Origin of the sequence: Desulfobulbus oralis (genome assembly GCF_002952055.1) — a bacterium.
Classification (GTDB): Bacteria; Desulfobacterota; Desulfobulbia; order Desulfobulbales; family Desulfobulbaceae; genus Desulfobulbus; species Desulfobulbus oralis.
Genome location: NZ_CP021255.1, coordinates 2,222,972 through 2,237,500, shown reverse-complemented (window position 1 = coordinate 2,237,500; position 14,529 = coordinate 2,222,972). Strand labels below are relative to the sequence as shown.

Sequence of the window (14,529 nt, the reverse complement as noted above, 5' to 3'; positions counted from 1 at the left end):
CTTAACCATATCCTTTTGTAAACCAAAGCTGCCCTGCTGTTCAATCGTCACCAGTATTGATATGTTGGTGGCCATAGCGAAGAGGTCCCACCTGTTCCCATTCCGAACACAGAAGTTAAGCTCTTCAGCGCCGATGGTACTGCCCGGGTGACCGGGTGGGAGAGTAGGTCGCCGCCTCCTTCCTGCAAAAAGCCCTGTGCACATCACAGTGAACAGGGCTTCCTTTTTATACCAACCACTCACATAACACCACCCACAGAGGTGGTCCCCAAAATTCGGACAGCTGTGGTAGCTTCTCAACCAGACAGGGAGAACACACATGTCCAACCGAAAGAACCACGCTCCCCGCTACCCAGTATTACCAGATTGCAACCCCCAAAAAGCCCCCGCCACGTAGATTCTCATTGCAGACCTACAGCTCGCTCAGACCGTGAAAAGAAACAGGGAAGAGTGCCCCTGCAAGTACACCCAGATCCGCCTCCCACTCCCCCAAAGCAGGTTGTACCTGCAACAGGCTGTGGGCGCTGCGCTCAGCCACTCTGCTGCGCTCAGCAGCTCCCCCTCCGTGATCTTGCAAAAACAAAACTGATGCCCGGTGAATTCAAATTGCAAATGCACCGGCGAGAGCCTGATTAAAAACCTCAGCGGGAGTCTGATAGTGTAAACATTTGCGCGGCCGGTTATTCAGTTGTTCTGCCGCCTTAACGACCATTGCTTCCGTGATCTTACGAAAACTGATGCCCCCTGGAAAATACTGTCGCAAAAGGTCACCCTCATGCTCGTTGGTGCCGCGCTGCCAGGGTGAATCGGCCTGCATAAGTACGCAAGTCGGTCGCTTGCCCGCTCCAGCTCCCTGAACCCGGCCATTTTCGAACCGTTATCAAGGGTCAGAGGCTGCCGAAGAAGCGGTGGCAGCTCACGCAAACACGGCACAGGAGCGCCTCACCCGAGGCAGCGGCCGTCGGTGGGTACGGCCAGATGCGGCAGCCGGTATCGGCAAAGCCTGGCTGCGACATAGATCCAGTGGCAGAAGGTCACCACGCCGATGCGCATGCTTTGATCCTCTGGATAGCCCGGCAGCAGAAAGCGGCTTTTGCGCTCCTTGCAACTGACCAAAGTAGCCTTGCCCCTCTTGCGCCAACCGAATCCTTGTCGGCATGGATGCCCCGCCCGCATCGGTCATCAGCGCCTGGACTCAGGATCAGCGGCCAGAGCAGGCAAAGCATCTGTCTGGCCCTGGGCTCATCTGAACTTTTTTTCGAAGTAGTTGTAGGCCACGTTGATTTCCTTCATCTTTTCCTCGGCCACGCGTTTGAACTCCTCGCCCAGATGGCCGACCTTGTCCGGGTGATACTGCAGGCAGAGCTTGCGGTAGGCCTTCTTGATCTCCTCCATGCCCGCGCCCTTTTCCAGACCCAGGACCGCATAATAGCGGGCCTCGAGGTCCGTTTCGCCGTTCCGACCCTGACTGTAGCCCCCGGAAGCGCTTTCCCCGCTGTAGCCCCCGAAGCCGCCACCCTGCCGGTGGTACGAGCCGTACATATATTTGGCCTCGATGGTACGCAGGTCATAGGGATCGATCTCCAGCACCCGGGCGATGTCCCGGGCCATGCGCAGCTCGTTCGAATCAGGCGGCTGCTTGGTATGGACCAGTTGGTAGATCAGTTCGAGAAGAATCAGCCGGGCCTCGTAGTTGAAGCTCTCGCGGAACTCCTGCAGCAGCCTGTCCAGGCTGGTGGTCGTATCCCTGGCCTCCCGGATGACCTGTTTGACCCAGTACATCTGATCCTGAGAGTAGTTCAGGTTGTACTGAAAAAAGTTCAGGATGGCGCGCAGTTCGGCCTTGGTGAAATGACCGTCCGCTTCAGCGATTTTCACCAGGATTCTGATGAGCAGCACCACGAAGCGGCGGTGAATTTCGGTCTGCGAGGCCTCGTAGGCTGAAACCCGGCGCTGGATGTAATAGGTGAAGGCGAAGAAGAGACCTACCAGGATGAGCGGCAGCGAGGCCAGCACCTTGAGCAGGCCCGGAAAGAGCATGACAGCCAGAAACAGCAGGATGGGCAGGGTCAGGCAACCGCCACAACCGGGCTGGGGAGAAAATCGATATTCCATGGAATTCTGTGGGCTGGAAAAAAGGAAAGGGGGCAGGACAGCCTGCCCCTAAACTCTCAGGCCTTGTTTTCGGTAAAAAGTGCCTCGACAAACTCCCGGGCATCAAAATCCCTGAGGTCGTCGATCTGCTCGCCAATGCCGATAAAGCGTACCGGGATCTTCAACTGGCGGGAAATATTGGCCACAATGCCGCCTTTGGCGGTGCCATCCAGCTTGGTCAGGGCCAGACAGGTGACGCCCACGGCCTCGTGGAAGAGCCTGGCCTGGGACAGGCCGTTCTGGCCGGTGGTGGCGTCCAGCACCTGCAGGATCTCGTGCGGGGCGCCGGGCAGGCGTTTCTCCAGAACCCGCCGGACTTTCTTCAGCTCTGCCATCAGGTTGACGCTGGTGTGCAGACGGCCAGCGGTATCGATCAGAATCACGTCCTTGTTGTGGGCAATGCCGTAGTCCAGCCCGTCAAAGGCCACGGAAGCCGGGTCTGCGCCGGGCTTTCGGGCCACCACTTCGCAGCCCGTACGCTCGCCCCAGACCTTGAGCTGGTCAATGGCTGCGGCGCGGAAGGTGTCGCCTGCCACCAGCAGCACAGATTTCCCGGCCTGCGCCATCCGGGCCGCAATTTTGCCGATGGTCGTGGTTTTGCCCACGCCGTTGACGCCCACAACCATGACCACCAGCGGCCCATTTTCCGGCGGGACCATGATGTTGTCCCGCTCAGGCGCTGTGATGCAGTTGAGCATGGATTCCTTCAGCAGCGCTTTCAGGGCGCTGGCATCGCCCAGTTGGCCGCGTTTGACGCGCTTTCTCGCCTCGTCCAGCAGTTCCATGGTGGTATTGACACCCAGATCGGCGGTGATGAGCAGTTCCTCCAGCTCGTCAAAGAGCTCCTGGTCGATTGCCTTTTTGCCCAGAAAGAGCTGGTCCAGTTGGCTGACAAAGGAATTGCGGGTCTTGCCCAGCCGCTCCTGCAGGCGCCGGAACATGGATTTCGGCGAGGCTTCCGGGATTGCCTCATCCTCCGGTGCGGGGGCCGGCTTTTCTCCGGGAGCGGCAGCCTGGACTTCGGCCGCCTCCGCAGCGGCGGCCGCTTCCTGAGCCGCTGCGGGCTCGCCGGTCGCTTGTGGCGCTTCTTGGCCGGCAGGTGGTTCGGATTCGGCCCGCTCTGCCGCTTTGCGGACTGCCGGCTCAGGCTGGACCGCCGGTTTTTCCCCAACCGCAGGGGTCTCTGCCGGGATCGGACCGGGCGCAGGTTCTGGTTTGGACCTTTCCGTTTCCGGCGCCGGCGGTTCGGCTGCAGCTTTTTCTTCGGCAACAGGCGGTTCGGCCTGCAGCTTCGGCTCTGCCGCCAGGCTTTCCGGCTCTGGTTGTGCTGCGGTCGCAAGGTCTGCTGGCAGAACCGGCTCGGGCGCGGCTTCAGGCGGGCATTCCGGCGCCGGGGCTTTAGGCTGCGCCACGCTGTCTGCCGGCAGGGGCCGGGCTTCGACAGGGCCTGCCGTTTCTGTCGCTTCCTCTGCTGGAGACGCTACAGGCGGTTCCGGCTGCTCAACTTGCGGCCTGATCTGAGCGGTCAGCATCCTGCTCGCCTCTTCGTCCGTGAGCAGAGGCCCGAAACCCGCCAGACCGGGCAGGCCGGCCAGATCGATCAGCAGCCCGCTGTCATACAGGCACTCGCTGTCCGTCAGGCCGATGCTCCAGTCCACCGCCTTTTTGCTCTGTGCCGGCTCCGCCTCCGAATGGGGCAGCGTTCCGGGCGGTTCGGCCGCAGCCTGTGCCGCCGCGCTCGTCACTGCGCTTGCAGCCGGCGTTTCCTGTGCATTTTCCCCTGCCGATCCGAAAAGTTTTCTGAGCCAGGCCAGCATTACTTCGTCTCCGTTTTAAAGGGCGCATCCGTGAACAGGATGTCCAGAGCCTCCCTGATGGTGTGCAGATAGTGACACGTTACATCTTTACGAATTTCTGCGGGAATTTCCATCACATCTTTTTCATTGGGCGGCGGCAGCACCAATTCCCGGATCCCGGCGCGCAGGGCGGCCAGTACCTTTTCGCTGATACCGCCCACAGCCAGAATATCGCCCCGCAGCGTGATTTCGCCGGTCATGGCCAGATCCTGCCGCACCGAGGCGCCCGAAAGCGCGGAGTAGAGCGAGGCCACCATGGCCAGCCCGGCCGAGGGGCCGTCCTTTGGAATCGCCCCTTCCGGCACGTGGACGTGCAGGTCGATGTCCGCAAACATGTGTGGATCCAGCCCCAGCATTTCCGCATGGGCGCGGATATAGGTCAGGGCGGCGTTGGCCGATTCCTTCATCACCTCGCCCAGCTTGCCCGTGAGGCTGAGCCGGCCACTGCCCGGCATTTTGGAGGATTCGATGAAGAGGATCTCGCCGCCCACCGGCGTCCAGGCCAGGCCGGTTGCCAGTCCGGGCCCCCAGGTTCGGGTCTTCATCTCCGGAATGAAGCGTTGGGGCCCCAGATAGCCGGAAACCTCCTCGGCGCCGATAGCGAGGCTGTCCCTGTGTCCGCCCGCGATTTTCGCGGCTGCACCCCGGCAGAGGGCCGCAATCTCGCGCTCCAGTCCGCGTACGCCGGCTTCCCGGGTATAAAAGTCGATCAGCTCCAGAACGGCCTCGTCCCGGATCACCAGTTCGCCGTGATCCAGACCGTGGATGGCCAACTGCTTGGGCACCAGGTGCTTTTGGGCGATGGTGGCCTTTTCGTCCCTGGTGTAGCCGGAGAGTTCCACAATCTCCATGCGGTCGCGGAGCGGGCCGGGAATGGCATCCAGCACATTGGCCGTGGCAATGAACATGACCCTGGAGAGATCGAATTCCATGGCCAGATAGTGATCGGTAAAGGTCGCGTTCTGCTCCGGGTCGAGCACCTCGAGGAGTGCGGAGGAAGGATCGCCATGGTAGTCGTGCGCGAGCTTGTCCACTTCGTCCAGCAGAAAGACCGGATTGTTGCTGCCCGCTTTCTTGAGGCTTGCGATAATGCGGCCGGGCAGGGCGCCCACATAGGTGCGGCGGTGGCCGCGAATCTCGGCCTCGTCATGTACGCCGCCCAGCGCGATGCGCACGAAGTTCCGGCCCAGGGTGCGGGCTATGCTCTGACCGAGCGAGGTCTTGCCCACCCCCGGCGGGCCGACAAAGCAGAGAATCGGTCCGTGCAGATCGGCCTTGAGCTTGCGCACCGCGAGAAATTCCAGAATGCGCTTTTTGATCTTTTCGAGGCCCGAATGATCGGCGTCCAGATCCGATCTGGCCTTGTCCAGATCCAGGGCCTCCGGGCTGGATTCCAGCCAGGGCAGGTCCAGAATCCAGTCCAGATAGCTGCGCGCAATGCTGTACTCCGGCGAGGCCGGAGAGATCCGCTCCAGCCTGCCCAGCTCCCGGTCCGCCGCGGCCCGGGCGTGCTCAGGCAGGCGCTTGGCCTCTATCTTTTCGCGCAGTTCCCTGAGTTCCGCCTTGTCGTCTTCATCCTCGCCCAGCTCCTTGCGGATGGCGGCCAACTGCTGGCGCAGATAGAATTCCCGCTGCCGCTTGTCCATGTCTTTTTTCATGGTGTCCTGCAACTGCTGGCTCATCTGCACGGTTTCCATACGCCGGTGCAGCTCGGCGGCCACACGGCGGAGCAGCTCCTCCAGGGGCTCGATCTCCAGAATTTCCTGCTCTGCCGGCAGCTTCAGGTGCAACTGCGAGGCCACCAGATAGGCCACGTAAAAGGGATTGTCCAGACTGTCCGCCGTGCTCACCAGCTCCTGCGGCAGTTCGGTGGCTGCCACCAGTTTTTTGAACTGGCTCTTGATGTTGAAGAGCAGGGCCTCGATCTGCCGGTTTTCCGTCGCAGCGACGGTGTCCATCGGCACCTCGTGCACCCGGGCGCGCAGATAGGGCGTTTCCTGGACAATGGATTCGATGGCGAACTTGCGCGTGCCACTCACCAGAATCTGGTACAGGTTCTGTTCTTTGTTGATCTTGTGCACATAGCCGACCACCCCCACCCGATAGAAGTCCTCTGCATGCAGGGCGCTGTCGTCCTGCTGTTCGGTTCTGACCGGCACGAGGCCGATCAGCCGCCTGCCCAGCAGGGCGTCGTCCACCAGCGCCCGGGACGTCGGGCTCGCCACCTGCAGCGGAAAGCCCATGCCCGGATAGAAGACAAAGCCCTGCAGCGGCAGGAGGGGCAGCACTTCGGGTACGGCCAGCTCTCCGGGGTTCACTGCGGCCCTTTGTTGCACTTCCTTTTCTTCGCTTGCCATGCCGTTAGTCTCCGGACTGAATGAGGATGGTGGTTTTGATGTTCTGGCGGCGTTTGGGCAGCACCACTTTGAGCATCCCGTTTTTGTACGTGGAACGAACCGCGTCGAGATCCACCGGCCCGGGCAGGGGCAGGCTGCGGGCAAAGGGGCCAAGCTCCATCTCCAGTTGGTGCACGCGGGCAATGTCCGGCGGGTCGGCGAGCTGGCGCAGGCCCCTGATGTGTATGCTCGTAGCGTCCACCGCGACCTCCAGGGTCTCTGCCGTGGCTCCGGCGATTTCCGCATAGAGCAGAAAGGCACCCTCCGCCTCATAGATGTCCACCGCCGGCTGCCAGCCGCTGCCGCCCGCCGGGATCATGCGGGCAATGGACATGCTGCGCACCACGCGGCCGCTCTGTTGCAGATGCATCTGCGCCAGTTCCTTCAACACGTTTTTACTGAACCGATCCATGCTGTCCTCTCGATCTGTGGCGCTTTGGGCCTTGCGGCAACAGGGCGCACATTGGCGAAGGCCATACCTTTAAGCACGATTTGGGAAAATTCAGCCCCGGCCGGGCCGGAGTGAAGATGCGGAACGGGGCGGGGCCGGGCGCGCCTCGTCTTGAGGACGGGAAAGCGCCGCAGGCCTGAAACGCCGGCGGGTCGGGATAAGCCACAAAGCGGGGCTCTTCCTTTCGTCTACTCCCTGCCCAGGAGGAGCCGCGCCACGTCCATATGCCTGTTTTTCATGGCTTTGGAAAGGGCGGTTTTGCCCCGTTTGTCCCGAAGCTCCCGGTTGGCCCCTGCGGCCAGCAGCAGCGCCACAAGGGCCGCATGCCCCTGTTTTGCGGCTTTCATCAGAGCGCTTTCGCCCTTCTGATCCTGGGCGTTCAGGTCGGCGCCCGCAGCGACCAGCAGCCGGACAAGGGCCGGCAGGGGCTCGCCCCAGGGCGGTTCAGCGGCCAGCACCAGGGCGCTCGCCGCCTGCCTGCCGGTGGCCTCCGGGTCGGCGCCCGCAGCCAGCAGGAGGGCCACGCTTTCCGTATGCCCTGCTGCCGCTGCCAGCGGCAGGGGGGCGTCGCCCCGCCTGTTGACCAGGTTGACCCTGGCCCCGGCCGCCAAGAGCAAGCGGAGGATTGCCGCCTGCCCGTATTTTGCCGCAAAGAGCAGGGCAGTGTTGCCTTGCCGGTCCTGGGCGTTCACATCGGCCCCTGCGTTCAGGAGCAGCCGGACGCTCTCCGGCGAGGGCTCGATCCGGCCCAACTGGACCGCCAGCATCAGGGCGCTGGCGCCGTCCGCAGCGCTCAGGCCGGGCTTTGCGCCTGCGGCCAGCAGCAGCCTGATCAGGGCCGCATCGCCCCGGCCCGCTGCCTTGAACAGCGGGCTTTCGCCCTGCCGGTCCTTTGCGTTCACGTCCGCCCCGGCTTTCAGGAGCAGGTCTGCGATCTCCGCATGACCTTTGGCGACAGCCGCGGCCAGCGCGGTCCGGCCGTTTTCCGCCGCCGCGTTGATCTCGGCGCCGGCCGCCAAAAGCAGCCGAACGCTCTCTGCTGCGCCGCCCTCCGCAGCCTTTATGAGCGCGGTTTCGCCGTATTCGTCCATGGCCTTCGGGTTGGCGCCGTCCGCCAGGGCCTGGGCAATGGCGGCAGCCTTGCCGCAGGCGCAGAGTTTGAGAAAATCCGCATCATTCATGCGGGCCTCCGTTTATTTCGCTTGATGGGCGCGGAGCAGGGCGGCGGCCTCGATGCGGCCCTTTTCCAATGCCCAGTCCAGCGCGGTTTTGCCGTGCCTGCCCTGGTGATTGGCGTCCGCGCCGTGCGCCAGCAGCAGGCGCACGCTCTCCAGGGTGCCCCACTGGACGGCGTACATCAGGGCAGTATCATGGGATTCGTCCATTGCATTCGGGTTCGCACCCGCCTCCAGCAGCAGGCGCACGCTTTCCGGGCCGCCCCGCTGGACGGCGTATATCAGGGCAGTATCATGGAATTCGTCCATTGCATTCGGGTCCGCACCCGCCTCCAGCAGCAGGCGCACGCTTTCCGGGTCGCCCCGCTGGGCGGCGTACATCAGGGCAGTATCATGGGATTCGTCCATTGCATTCGGGTTCGCACCCGCCTGCAACAGCAGTTTGACGGCCTCGGCTCTGCAGTGGGAAGCGGCTTCCATGAGCGCGGTTCGGCCCGCGATGCTGGTAGCGTTGGGATTCGCCCCGGCATCCAGCAGCAGGCGGATGCTTTCGATCTGGCAGTGGAACGCAGCGGTGACGAGCGGGGTCCAGAGTTCACCCGCCGCCGTGGCGTCCGCCGCCACGTGCGCGGCCAGAAGCGCTTTGATGATGTCCTCGTTGCCCACGGCTGCCGCCTCGCTCAGCACCTTGCCGGGATTGGCCGGCACGCCGGTTCGCTGAATAAGCGGTGCCAGCGCTTTGCCGTTTCCGCCTTCCAGTGCCCAGTCCAGCGCGGTTTTACCTTGCTTGTCCTGGGCTTTCGGGTTCGCGCCCGCCTCCAGCAAGGTCTGAACCAACTCTGGCTGGGCCTCCCTTGCGGCCAGCATCAGCGCAGTTCGTCCGCCCTGATCCGTCGCGTTGATGTCCGCCCCCGCAGCCAGCAGCAGGCGGACAAGGGCCGCTGCCTTTTGCGCGTCATCCTCGCGCACTGCCGCCATCAGCGCGGTACGGCCCTTGCTGGATGCATTGACATCAGCGCCTGCCTCGAGGAGCAGCCGGGCGTTTTCCATATTGCCCGCCACCACGGCCAGAGCGAGCGGGGTTGTACCCGATTTCCCTGCCAGATTGGGGTTTGCGCCTGCATCCAGCAGCAGCCTGAGCATCTCCGGCTTACCATGGATGGCCACACCGTGCAGCGCCGTGACCTCCCGGTCGCCGCCCCGAGCGTTCACGTCCGCCCCGGCTTTCAGGAGCAGCCGGACGGACTCCGTTTCGTTCTGCAGGGCCGCGATATAGAGCGAAATGGCACTGTTCCCGGCTGCCGCCGCTCCGGGATTGGCCCCGGCATCCAAGAGCATTTTGATCAATTCCGCCTTGTCCGGAGTCTCCCGCATCAGCGCATGGGCCAGAGCCGGATAGCCGGATACATCCGCGGCGTTCGGATTGGCGCCGTCCTTCGGGCCTGGGCCACAGCGGCAGGGCTGCCCTGTTCGCAGAGTTTGAGAAATTCCGCATCCGGCACGGCGGCGAGGGCAGGGGCAGCCGGCAGCAAAGAGGCCAGAACGCAGAAAAGAGCCAGAAGTTTTTGCATGGGCTTCTCCGTTGGTTTTGGGGAGGATTTGCCTTGATGGGCGCGGCAGCCGGTCAGGCCGCCTTTGGTCCGGAGGGGCCGGCGGGCGGGCGGCGCCAGCGCAGAAAGCGCACGAAAAGGAGGATGGCGTTCACCAGGGCCAGCAGCAAAACCGGGCCGAAGAGCAGGACAATGTTCAGCGTGTACGCCTTTTCCAGGTGGGGGTCGTCGTCCGACCAGACAAAGTCCAGTGCGCCCCAGAACAGCACGAACGCCGCCCCGGTCATAAGCGTGAGGAAGAGCAGGCGGCGCGGCCAGCCACGCAGGCGAAGGGCACCCAGAAAGGCCCAGAGCGGCAGGCACAGCCCGGCTATCGTGGGCACGAGCCCCACGCTCAGCAGGCCCAGCAACTTGCTCCAGAGTGCCGCCGCGCGCCGCCAGTGTTGCCCCCGGGTCTGCGGGCTTTCCCGGTCGCGCAGCAGTTTGGGCCACCCGGCGGCCGGGTTCTTCTCATCCAGCAGCCAGCCCTGGAAGGCCGCGTACTCGGCCAGCACCCGGGCGGTACGGCCCTGTTCGTCCACCGCGTTCGCATCCGCGCCTGCCTGCAGCAGCGCCGGCACGCAGTCCGGATCCATGGATTCTCTGAGGTTCAACTGTGAACTCGAGTACGCCGCCATGAGCAGCGGGGTCTTGCCGTCCTTGTCCCGGGCGTTGACATCCGCCCCGGCCTGGAGCAGGGCCCGGATGGCGCCGGCCCGGCCGTAGCAGGCGGCCTCCAGTAACGCGGTTTCGCCCCACCTGTTGGCGAAGTTCACGTCCGCACCCGCTTCCAGCAGCAGGCGGACGACCTGGGTATTGCCCCGGGAGGCCGCGTACATCAGCGCGGTTGTGCCCTGCGTGTCGGCCGCATTCACCGCAGCCCCGGCCTGGAGCAGGGCCCGGATGGCGCCGGCCTGGCCGTAGTAGGCGGCCTCCAGCAACGCGGTTTCGCCCCACCTGTTGGCGAAGTTCACGTCTGCACTCGCTTCCAGCAGCAGCCGGACGGATTCGGCATTGCGCCACCGGGCGCTCGTGACGGCCTCCAGCAACGCGGTTTCGCCGTCCTTGTCCGCTGCGTTCGGATTGGCGCCGTCCTTCAGGGCCTGGGCCACAGCGGCAGGACTGTCCTGTTCGCAGAGTTTGAGAAATTCCGCATCCGGCATGGCGGCGAGGGCAGGGGCAGCCGGCAGCAAAGAGGCCAGAACGCAGAAAAGAGTCAGAAGTTTTTGCATGGATGTGCTCCCCGTTTTGTCTGGTGGCGAGCGCCGCCCGCAGAGGGCCTCCCGGCGGAGCTTCCTTGTCCTTTGTTCGTGTGTTTCGTGGTTTCCTTATTCCTCTTCCCCGTCCTCATGCCTGGGCGGCAGGGGGCAGAAATAGCCCATGACCAGCATCAAAAGGCCCACGGCGAGGAAGGAGATGCTGCGGTGCAGAGTCTCCTGATCCGCCATGTCCAGAAAGACCAGCTTGATCAGCGTGAGCGCCAGCAGCGTCAGACCGGCAAACCAGAGGCGGCGGTTTTTGTACAGGTGGGAGGCCAGCACCATGAGGGCCAGGGCAATGCCGCCCCAGAGCAGGGAGAGCGTGGTCAGCAAGGCGGGCGAGCGCAGGAGCGGAGCCGGACTGTAGATACAGCCGGTCACCGCGGAGACGCAGCGCGCCGCCACGACGTTCACCAGCGCAAAGGCCGCCAGGCCAAAGAGCGGCCGGGCCAGCCCACGCAGAGACTCCGGCAGGGCCGCCTCCTGCCGCTGCCAGAGGTAGAGGCCGGCAATGCAGAGCAGTTGCGCCAGATCGAGCGGATACAGCAGCGGGATGTAGGGCCAGGAGAGCCGGTCAAAGCGGCCGCACAAAAACACGAACCATGCAGCCAGGCAGCAGGCCAGGAGCCCGCCTGCCCAGGAACGGAAGCGTTCCGGCTGGATCCCCCAATCCGGGATGCAGGCGGGGCAGGGGGCAGGGCGATGCAGGAGCCACAGGAGTGCCGCCAGAAGAGCGGCTCCGAGCGGCGGCGCATAGACGCGGCCCAGGCAGTTTTGCAGGGAGAGCAGCACCAGACCCAGCGCGGAGAGCAGGGCAAAGATGAGGAAGGTGCTGCGCTTTTCCGGGGCTTCCGGCCAGACGCTGCGGCCAAAGGACAGGGCAAAGACCGCCCAGGCCAGGGGCAGGGCGAAGAGACCGCCATCCGCCCAGGCCAGGGGCACCTGGGGGAGGCGCGGGAAGAGCGGCAGGGCAGGCATGGTGAGCAGGGCCGGGATATGCCGGATCTGTGTGCCCAGCCACACCAGGGGCAGGGCAGCGGCGGTGCTGGCCAGGATGCGCCAGTTCAGCCGGAAGCCGATCTGCACCCAGATCAGGCAGCTTGCGGCAATGAAGGCCAAAAGCGCGTTGACGTAGCCCTGACTGATCTCGGATCCGGGCCACCAGAAGCGCAGCAGATCGGCGCCTGCCAGAAGCCAGAAGCCCAGCGCCCAGCATTCCTGGAAGGCGAGCAGTTTTTCTTCCCAGGCGCGCAGGCTGCTTCGGCCCAGATGGCAGAAGAAGAGCAGGCCGCAGGCGGACAGCGCCAGGGTGCCTTCGCAGGCGCGGCGGCTCGCGGCGGCGGCATCCGGCCAGTCCACGGCGAGTGCGCCTGCTGCCAGCACCTGCATGGCATAGCCCAGCCCGCGCAGGAAGGGCCGGTCCTGCCTCAGACCCAGCCAGAGGAAGGCCAGACCCTGCAGGGCCCAGGTGCAGGTTGTCCAGGCGGCATTCAGGGCGAGGGGAGCGGCCAGCACCAGAAAGGCCAGTCCCATGACCAGCAGGGCGTCTCTGGTGAGCCGCATGGCCGCGCCCTGCCGCTCCCGGAGAGCCCGGAACAGGGCCAGATCCACGGCCGCCAGCGCCAGCGCGCCCAGGGCGGCCGCATACCCGGAGTCCTGCACCAGCCAGTAGTGGTAGGTGAAGCTCAGCAGCGGCACGCCGCAGAGCAGCGAGGCGTGGACAAAGCGTCGGGCCAGACCGGGATTGCCGGCACCAGCAGCGTCCCCTTCGTCCGCATGGGCGGCCAGGAGCAGATGGGCAGCGGTGAAAATGGCAAAGAAGAGCACAAGAAAGCATTCGGCCGTGATCAGGAGTTCAGGCCGGTAGGCCTGCGCCCCCCAGAAACCGCCGATGCCATAGACCGCCGCACAGGCGAAGAGCACCGGCAGATCCCAGCGGCGAAAGGCGGCCAGAGCCGCCGCCCCGGCACTTAACAGCGCATAGTAGCCAAAGAGCGCCACGAAACTTTCGCTTCCGGTGTCGATCAAAAGCGGAGCGGAGATCGCGCCCGCGGTCGCCACCACGGCCAGAAGCTGCGCATCCGTGAGGAGCGCCAGACCGCAGCTTTCCAGCACCAGCACCACCATGAAGAGGAGCGCTGTCAGGGGCGGCAGAATCCCCAGCCGGTATGCGGCAAAGAGGGTGAAGTAGAGGGCCGCGCCGCCGCCGCCGATGAGGCTCAGACCGAAGAGCCGGTTGCGGCCGCGCAGCCGCCAGCCCAGGGCCTGCATGGCCGCGCCGCCCGCGCCGATCGCAAGCAGTCGCATGGCCGGGCTGATGTAGCTGTGGGTCACGAGATAGCCCAGGGCAAAGGCCACGCCTATTAAAAAGACCGAGAGGCCGCCAAAGAGCAGCGGATTGAGCCGCAGCCAGGACCAGAGTTCCGAGAGCGCGGAGAGGAAGGGCGAGGGCAGGGCGTCGCCGGCCATTGTTTCAGCCTGGAACGCGGGATTGGACGCCGGGGCCTGGGTCGGCTCTGCCTGATCCCAGGCAGGATCGGCAAGATTCGGCAACAGGGGCTCTTCTGTGGCCTCGCAGGACGGGTCGGGTGTATCGGCCGGCCGGGCGCTGCTCACCAGAATCGCCTCATCCGCCCACTCCCGGGAGAAGGGCGCTTCCGCAATGTCCGGCGCTGCCGCCGTCATGGCGGTGGCAGGCTGTGGGGAGCTGGCGGGCTCCGCCTTCGCCGCAGGGGCAGCGGGCGCTTCGACAGGCCCTCTGCTTTGCCGGCAAGCGGCCAGCGGAGCAGCTTCGGCCTGCGGCACGGCAACGGGCTTTCGCCCGGGCTCCCGGGCCTGCGCCCTGCCGCCTGCCTGCAGGTTCCGCAGTTCCCGAAGCAGCCGGGCCAGCTCTTCCTGCACGAGTTCCAGCTCTTCCCGGAGCGCCTGTTGCCCGGATTTCTGCTTGGTAAAGATCGCAATGCCCAGTCCCAAGAGGCACAGCAGGAGGAAAATGTTCATGATGGACTCCTGGTTTCAGGGTTGAGGGTGGAAGGACGCGACACACGAAAGACCGGTGGGCTCATGTTGTTCCGCTGGTTCGGGTTTTGGGCGGCTGGTTGCTATGTTGCTCATTTTCTGCGCCAGGAGCGCACGATGAGGATGATGAGGTCGACGAAAAAGAGCAGTATAATCCCGACGAGGAGCATCAAGAAAATACTGAAAGCCCTATCACCGCCACTCCACGTTTCGCGCAGCGTTGTTATGCCGAGACTGATCGTTGCCCCGGCCAGCAACGGCCAGAAAATCAGGTGGCGTGCCGCAGCGGGCAGGCCGAAACCGCGCAAAACGACCCGGAGCGGGTAGCTCAGGCCTGCGGTAATCAAGCCGAGCATCACCACCAAGGGCAAAGAATTTGTCAACATTCGGCCCCAAAAGCGCGCTGTGCGCGGCCAGTGGCGCAGCCGGGTTTGCGGGCTTTCCCGTTCACGCAAAAGGCGGGCGCATCCGGCAGCGGGATCGTCTTCCTTATTCAGCACCCACGACTGAAAGGCCCTGAAGCTTGCCCAAACGCGGGCGGTGTAGCCATTCTTGTCCACCAAGTTCGCGTCCGCGCCTGCCCGCAGCAGCGCCGTCACGGCGCCCAGATTTTTCATGATGTCCCCCAGCT

General features: G+C 64.3%; 11 protein-coding genes and 2 rRNA genes (1 of these 13 running past the window's edge). 2 read left to right on the top strand and 11 right to left on the bottom strand.

Features of this window, described 5'->3' with window-relative positions; all coding sequences use genetic code 11:
- Together CAY53_RS09950 and rrf are read left to right on the top strand one after the other, a co-directional pair.
- Positions 1-9 (top strand): 23S ribosomal RNA (locus CAY53_RS09950); it begins 2,928 nt to the left of the window's first position.
- 54 nt (positions 10-63) lie between these two features.
- A 5S ribosomal RNA gene (gene rrf, locus CAY53_RS09945) occupies positions 64-180 on the top strand.
- A 762-nt stretch (positions 181-942) separates the two neighbouring features.
- Here rrf and CAY53_RS12985 read toward each other — a convergent pair.
- The 11 genes from CAY53_RS12985 to CAY53_RS09890 all read right to left on the bottom strand — a co-directional run bounded on the left by CAY53_RS12985 (position 943) and on the right by CAY53_RS09890 (position 14,515).
- On the bottom strand, positions 943-1,116 hold the full coding sequence (locus CAY53_RS12985; protein WP_181040267.1) for a hypothetical protein: 174 nt from the start codon (positions 1,114-1,116) through the stop codon (positions 943-945).
- 126 nt (positions 1,117-1,242) lie between these two features.
- Positions 1,243-2,115, bottom strand: coding sequence for a DnaJ domain-containing protein (locus CAY53_RS13795; RefSeq protein ID WP_104936969.1), 873 nt, complete (start codon positions 2,113-2,115; stop codon positions 1,243-1,245).
- Between the two features lie 56 nt (positions 2,116-2,171).
- The gene (gene ftsY / locus CAY53_RS09930) at positions 2,172-3,971 is read right to left on the bottom strand and encodes a signal recognition particle-docking protein FtsY (RefSeq protein ID WP_245874801.1); all 1,800 of its coding nucleotides are present in this window, start codon (positions 3,969-3,971) and stop codon (positions 2,172-2,174) included.
- The gene (gene lon, locus CAY53_RS09925) at positions 3,971-6,367 is read right to left on the bottom strand and encodes an endopeptidase La (RefSeq protein WP_104936968.1); all 2,397 of its coding nucleotides are present in this window, start codon (positions 6,365-6,367) and stop codon (positions 3,971-3,973) included. Before lon ends, ftsY begins: the two co-directional genes overlap by 1 nt.
- Positions 6,368-6,371: 4 nt before the next feature.
- Positions 6,372-6,818, bottom strand: coding sequence for an Hsp20/alpha crystallin family protein (locus CAY53_RS09920; protein WP_104936967.1), 447 nt, complete (start codon positions 6,816-6,818; stop codon positions 6,372-6,374).
- Positions 6,819-7,045: 227 nt separating this feature from the next.
- Positions 7,046-8,038, bottom strand: a complete 993-nt coding sequence (locus CAY53_RS09915; RefSeq protein WP_104936966.1) for an ankyrin repeat domain-containing protein — start codon at positions 8,036-8,038, stop codon at positions 7,046-7,048.
- Positions 8,039-8,050: 12 nt separating this feature from the next.
- Entirely contained in the window at positions 8,051-9,406 is a 1,356-nt protein-coding gene (locus CAY53_RS09910) for an ankyrin repeat domain-containing protein (protein WP_104936965.1), read from the bottom strand.
- Entirely contained in the window at positions 9,406-9,603 is a 198-nt protein-coding gene (locus CAY53_RS09905) for a hypothetical protein (protein WP_104936964.1), read from the bottom strand. The genes CAY53_RS09910 and CAY53_RS09905 overlap by 1 nt, the downstream gene beginning before the upstream one ends.
- A gap of 53 nt (positions 9,604-9,656) precedes the next feature.
- On the bottom strand, positions 9,657-10,853 hold the full coding sequence (locus tag CAY53_RS09900) for an ankyrin repeat domain-containing protein (protein WP_104936963.1): 1,197 nt from the start codon (positions 10,851-10,853) through the stop codon (positions 9,657-9,659).
- Positions 10,854-10,949: 96 nt separating this feature from the next.
- Complete coding sequence (locus CAY53_RS09895) at positions 10,950-13,880, bottom strand: DUF2339 domain-containing protein (protein ID WP_104936962.1); 2,931 nt, start codon at positions 13,878-13,880, stop codon at positions 10,950-10,952.
- 110 nt (positions 13,881-13,990) lie between these two features.
- A complete protein-coding gene (locus tag CAY53_RS09890; protein ID WP_104936961.1) occupies positions 13,991-14,515 on the bottom strand; it encodes a hypothetical protein in 525 nt (174 codons plus the stop codon).
- Positions 14,516-14,529 lie beyond the last annotated feature (14 nt).

Excerpts from the sequence above, each read along its gene's own strand:
- CAY53_RS09915 (WP_104936966.1), bottom strand. The coding sequence starts at position 8,038 with ATGAATGATGCGGATTTTCTCAAACTCTGCGCCTGCGGCAAGGCTGCC.
- CAY53_RS09900 (WP_104936963.1), bottom strand. The coding sequence starts at position 10,853 with ATGCAAAAACTTCTGACTCTTTTCTGCGTTCTGGCCTCTTTGCTGCCG.
- CAY53_RS13795 (WP_104936969.1), bottom strand. The coding sequence starts at position 2,115 with ATGGAATATCGATTTTCTCCCCAGCCCGGTTGTGGCGGTTGCCTGACC.
- CAY53_RS09890 (WP_104936961.1), bottom strand. The coding sequence starts at position 14,515 with ATGAAAAATCTGGGCGCCGTGACGGCGCTGCTGCGGGCAGGCGCGGAC.
- ftsY (WP_245874801.1), bottom strand. The coding sequence starts at position 3,971 with ATGCTGGCCTGGCTCAGAAAACTTTTCGGATCGGCAGGGGAAAATGCA.
- CAY53_RS09910 (WP_104936965.1), bottom strand. The coding sequence starts at position 9,406 with ATGCGGGAGACTCCGGACAAGGCGGAATTGATCAAAATGCTCTTGGAT.
- lon (WP_104936968.1), bottom strand. The coding sequence starts at position 6,367 with ATGGCAAGCGAAGAAAAGGAAGTGCAACAAAGGGCCGCAGTGAACCCC.
- CAY53_RS09920 (WP_104936967.1), bottom strand. The coding sequence starts at position 6,818 with ATGGATCGGTTCAGTAAAAACGTGTTGAAGGAACTGGCGCAGATGCAT.
- CAY53_RS09895 (WP_104936962.1), bottom strand. The coding sequence starts at position 13,880 with ATGAACATTTTCCTCCTGCTGTGCCTCTTGGGACTGGGCATTGCGATC.
- CAY53_RS09905 (WP_104936964.1), bottom strand. The coding sequence starts at position 9,603 with ATGCAAAAACTTCTGGCTCTTTTCTGCGTTCTGGCCTCTTTGCTGCCG.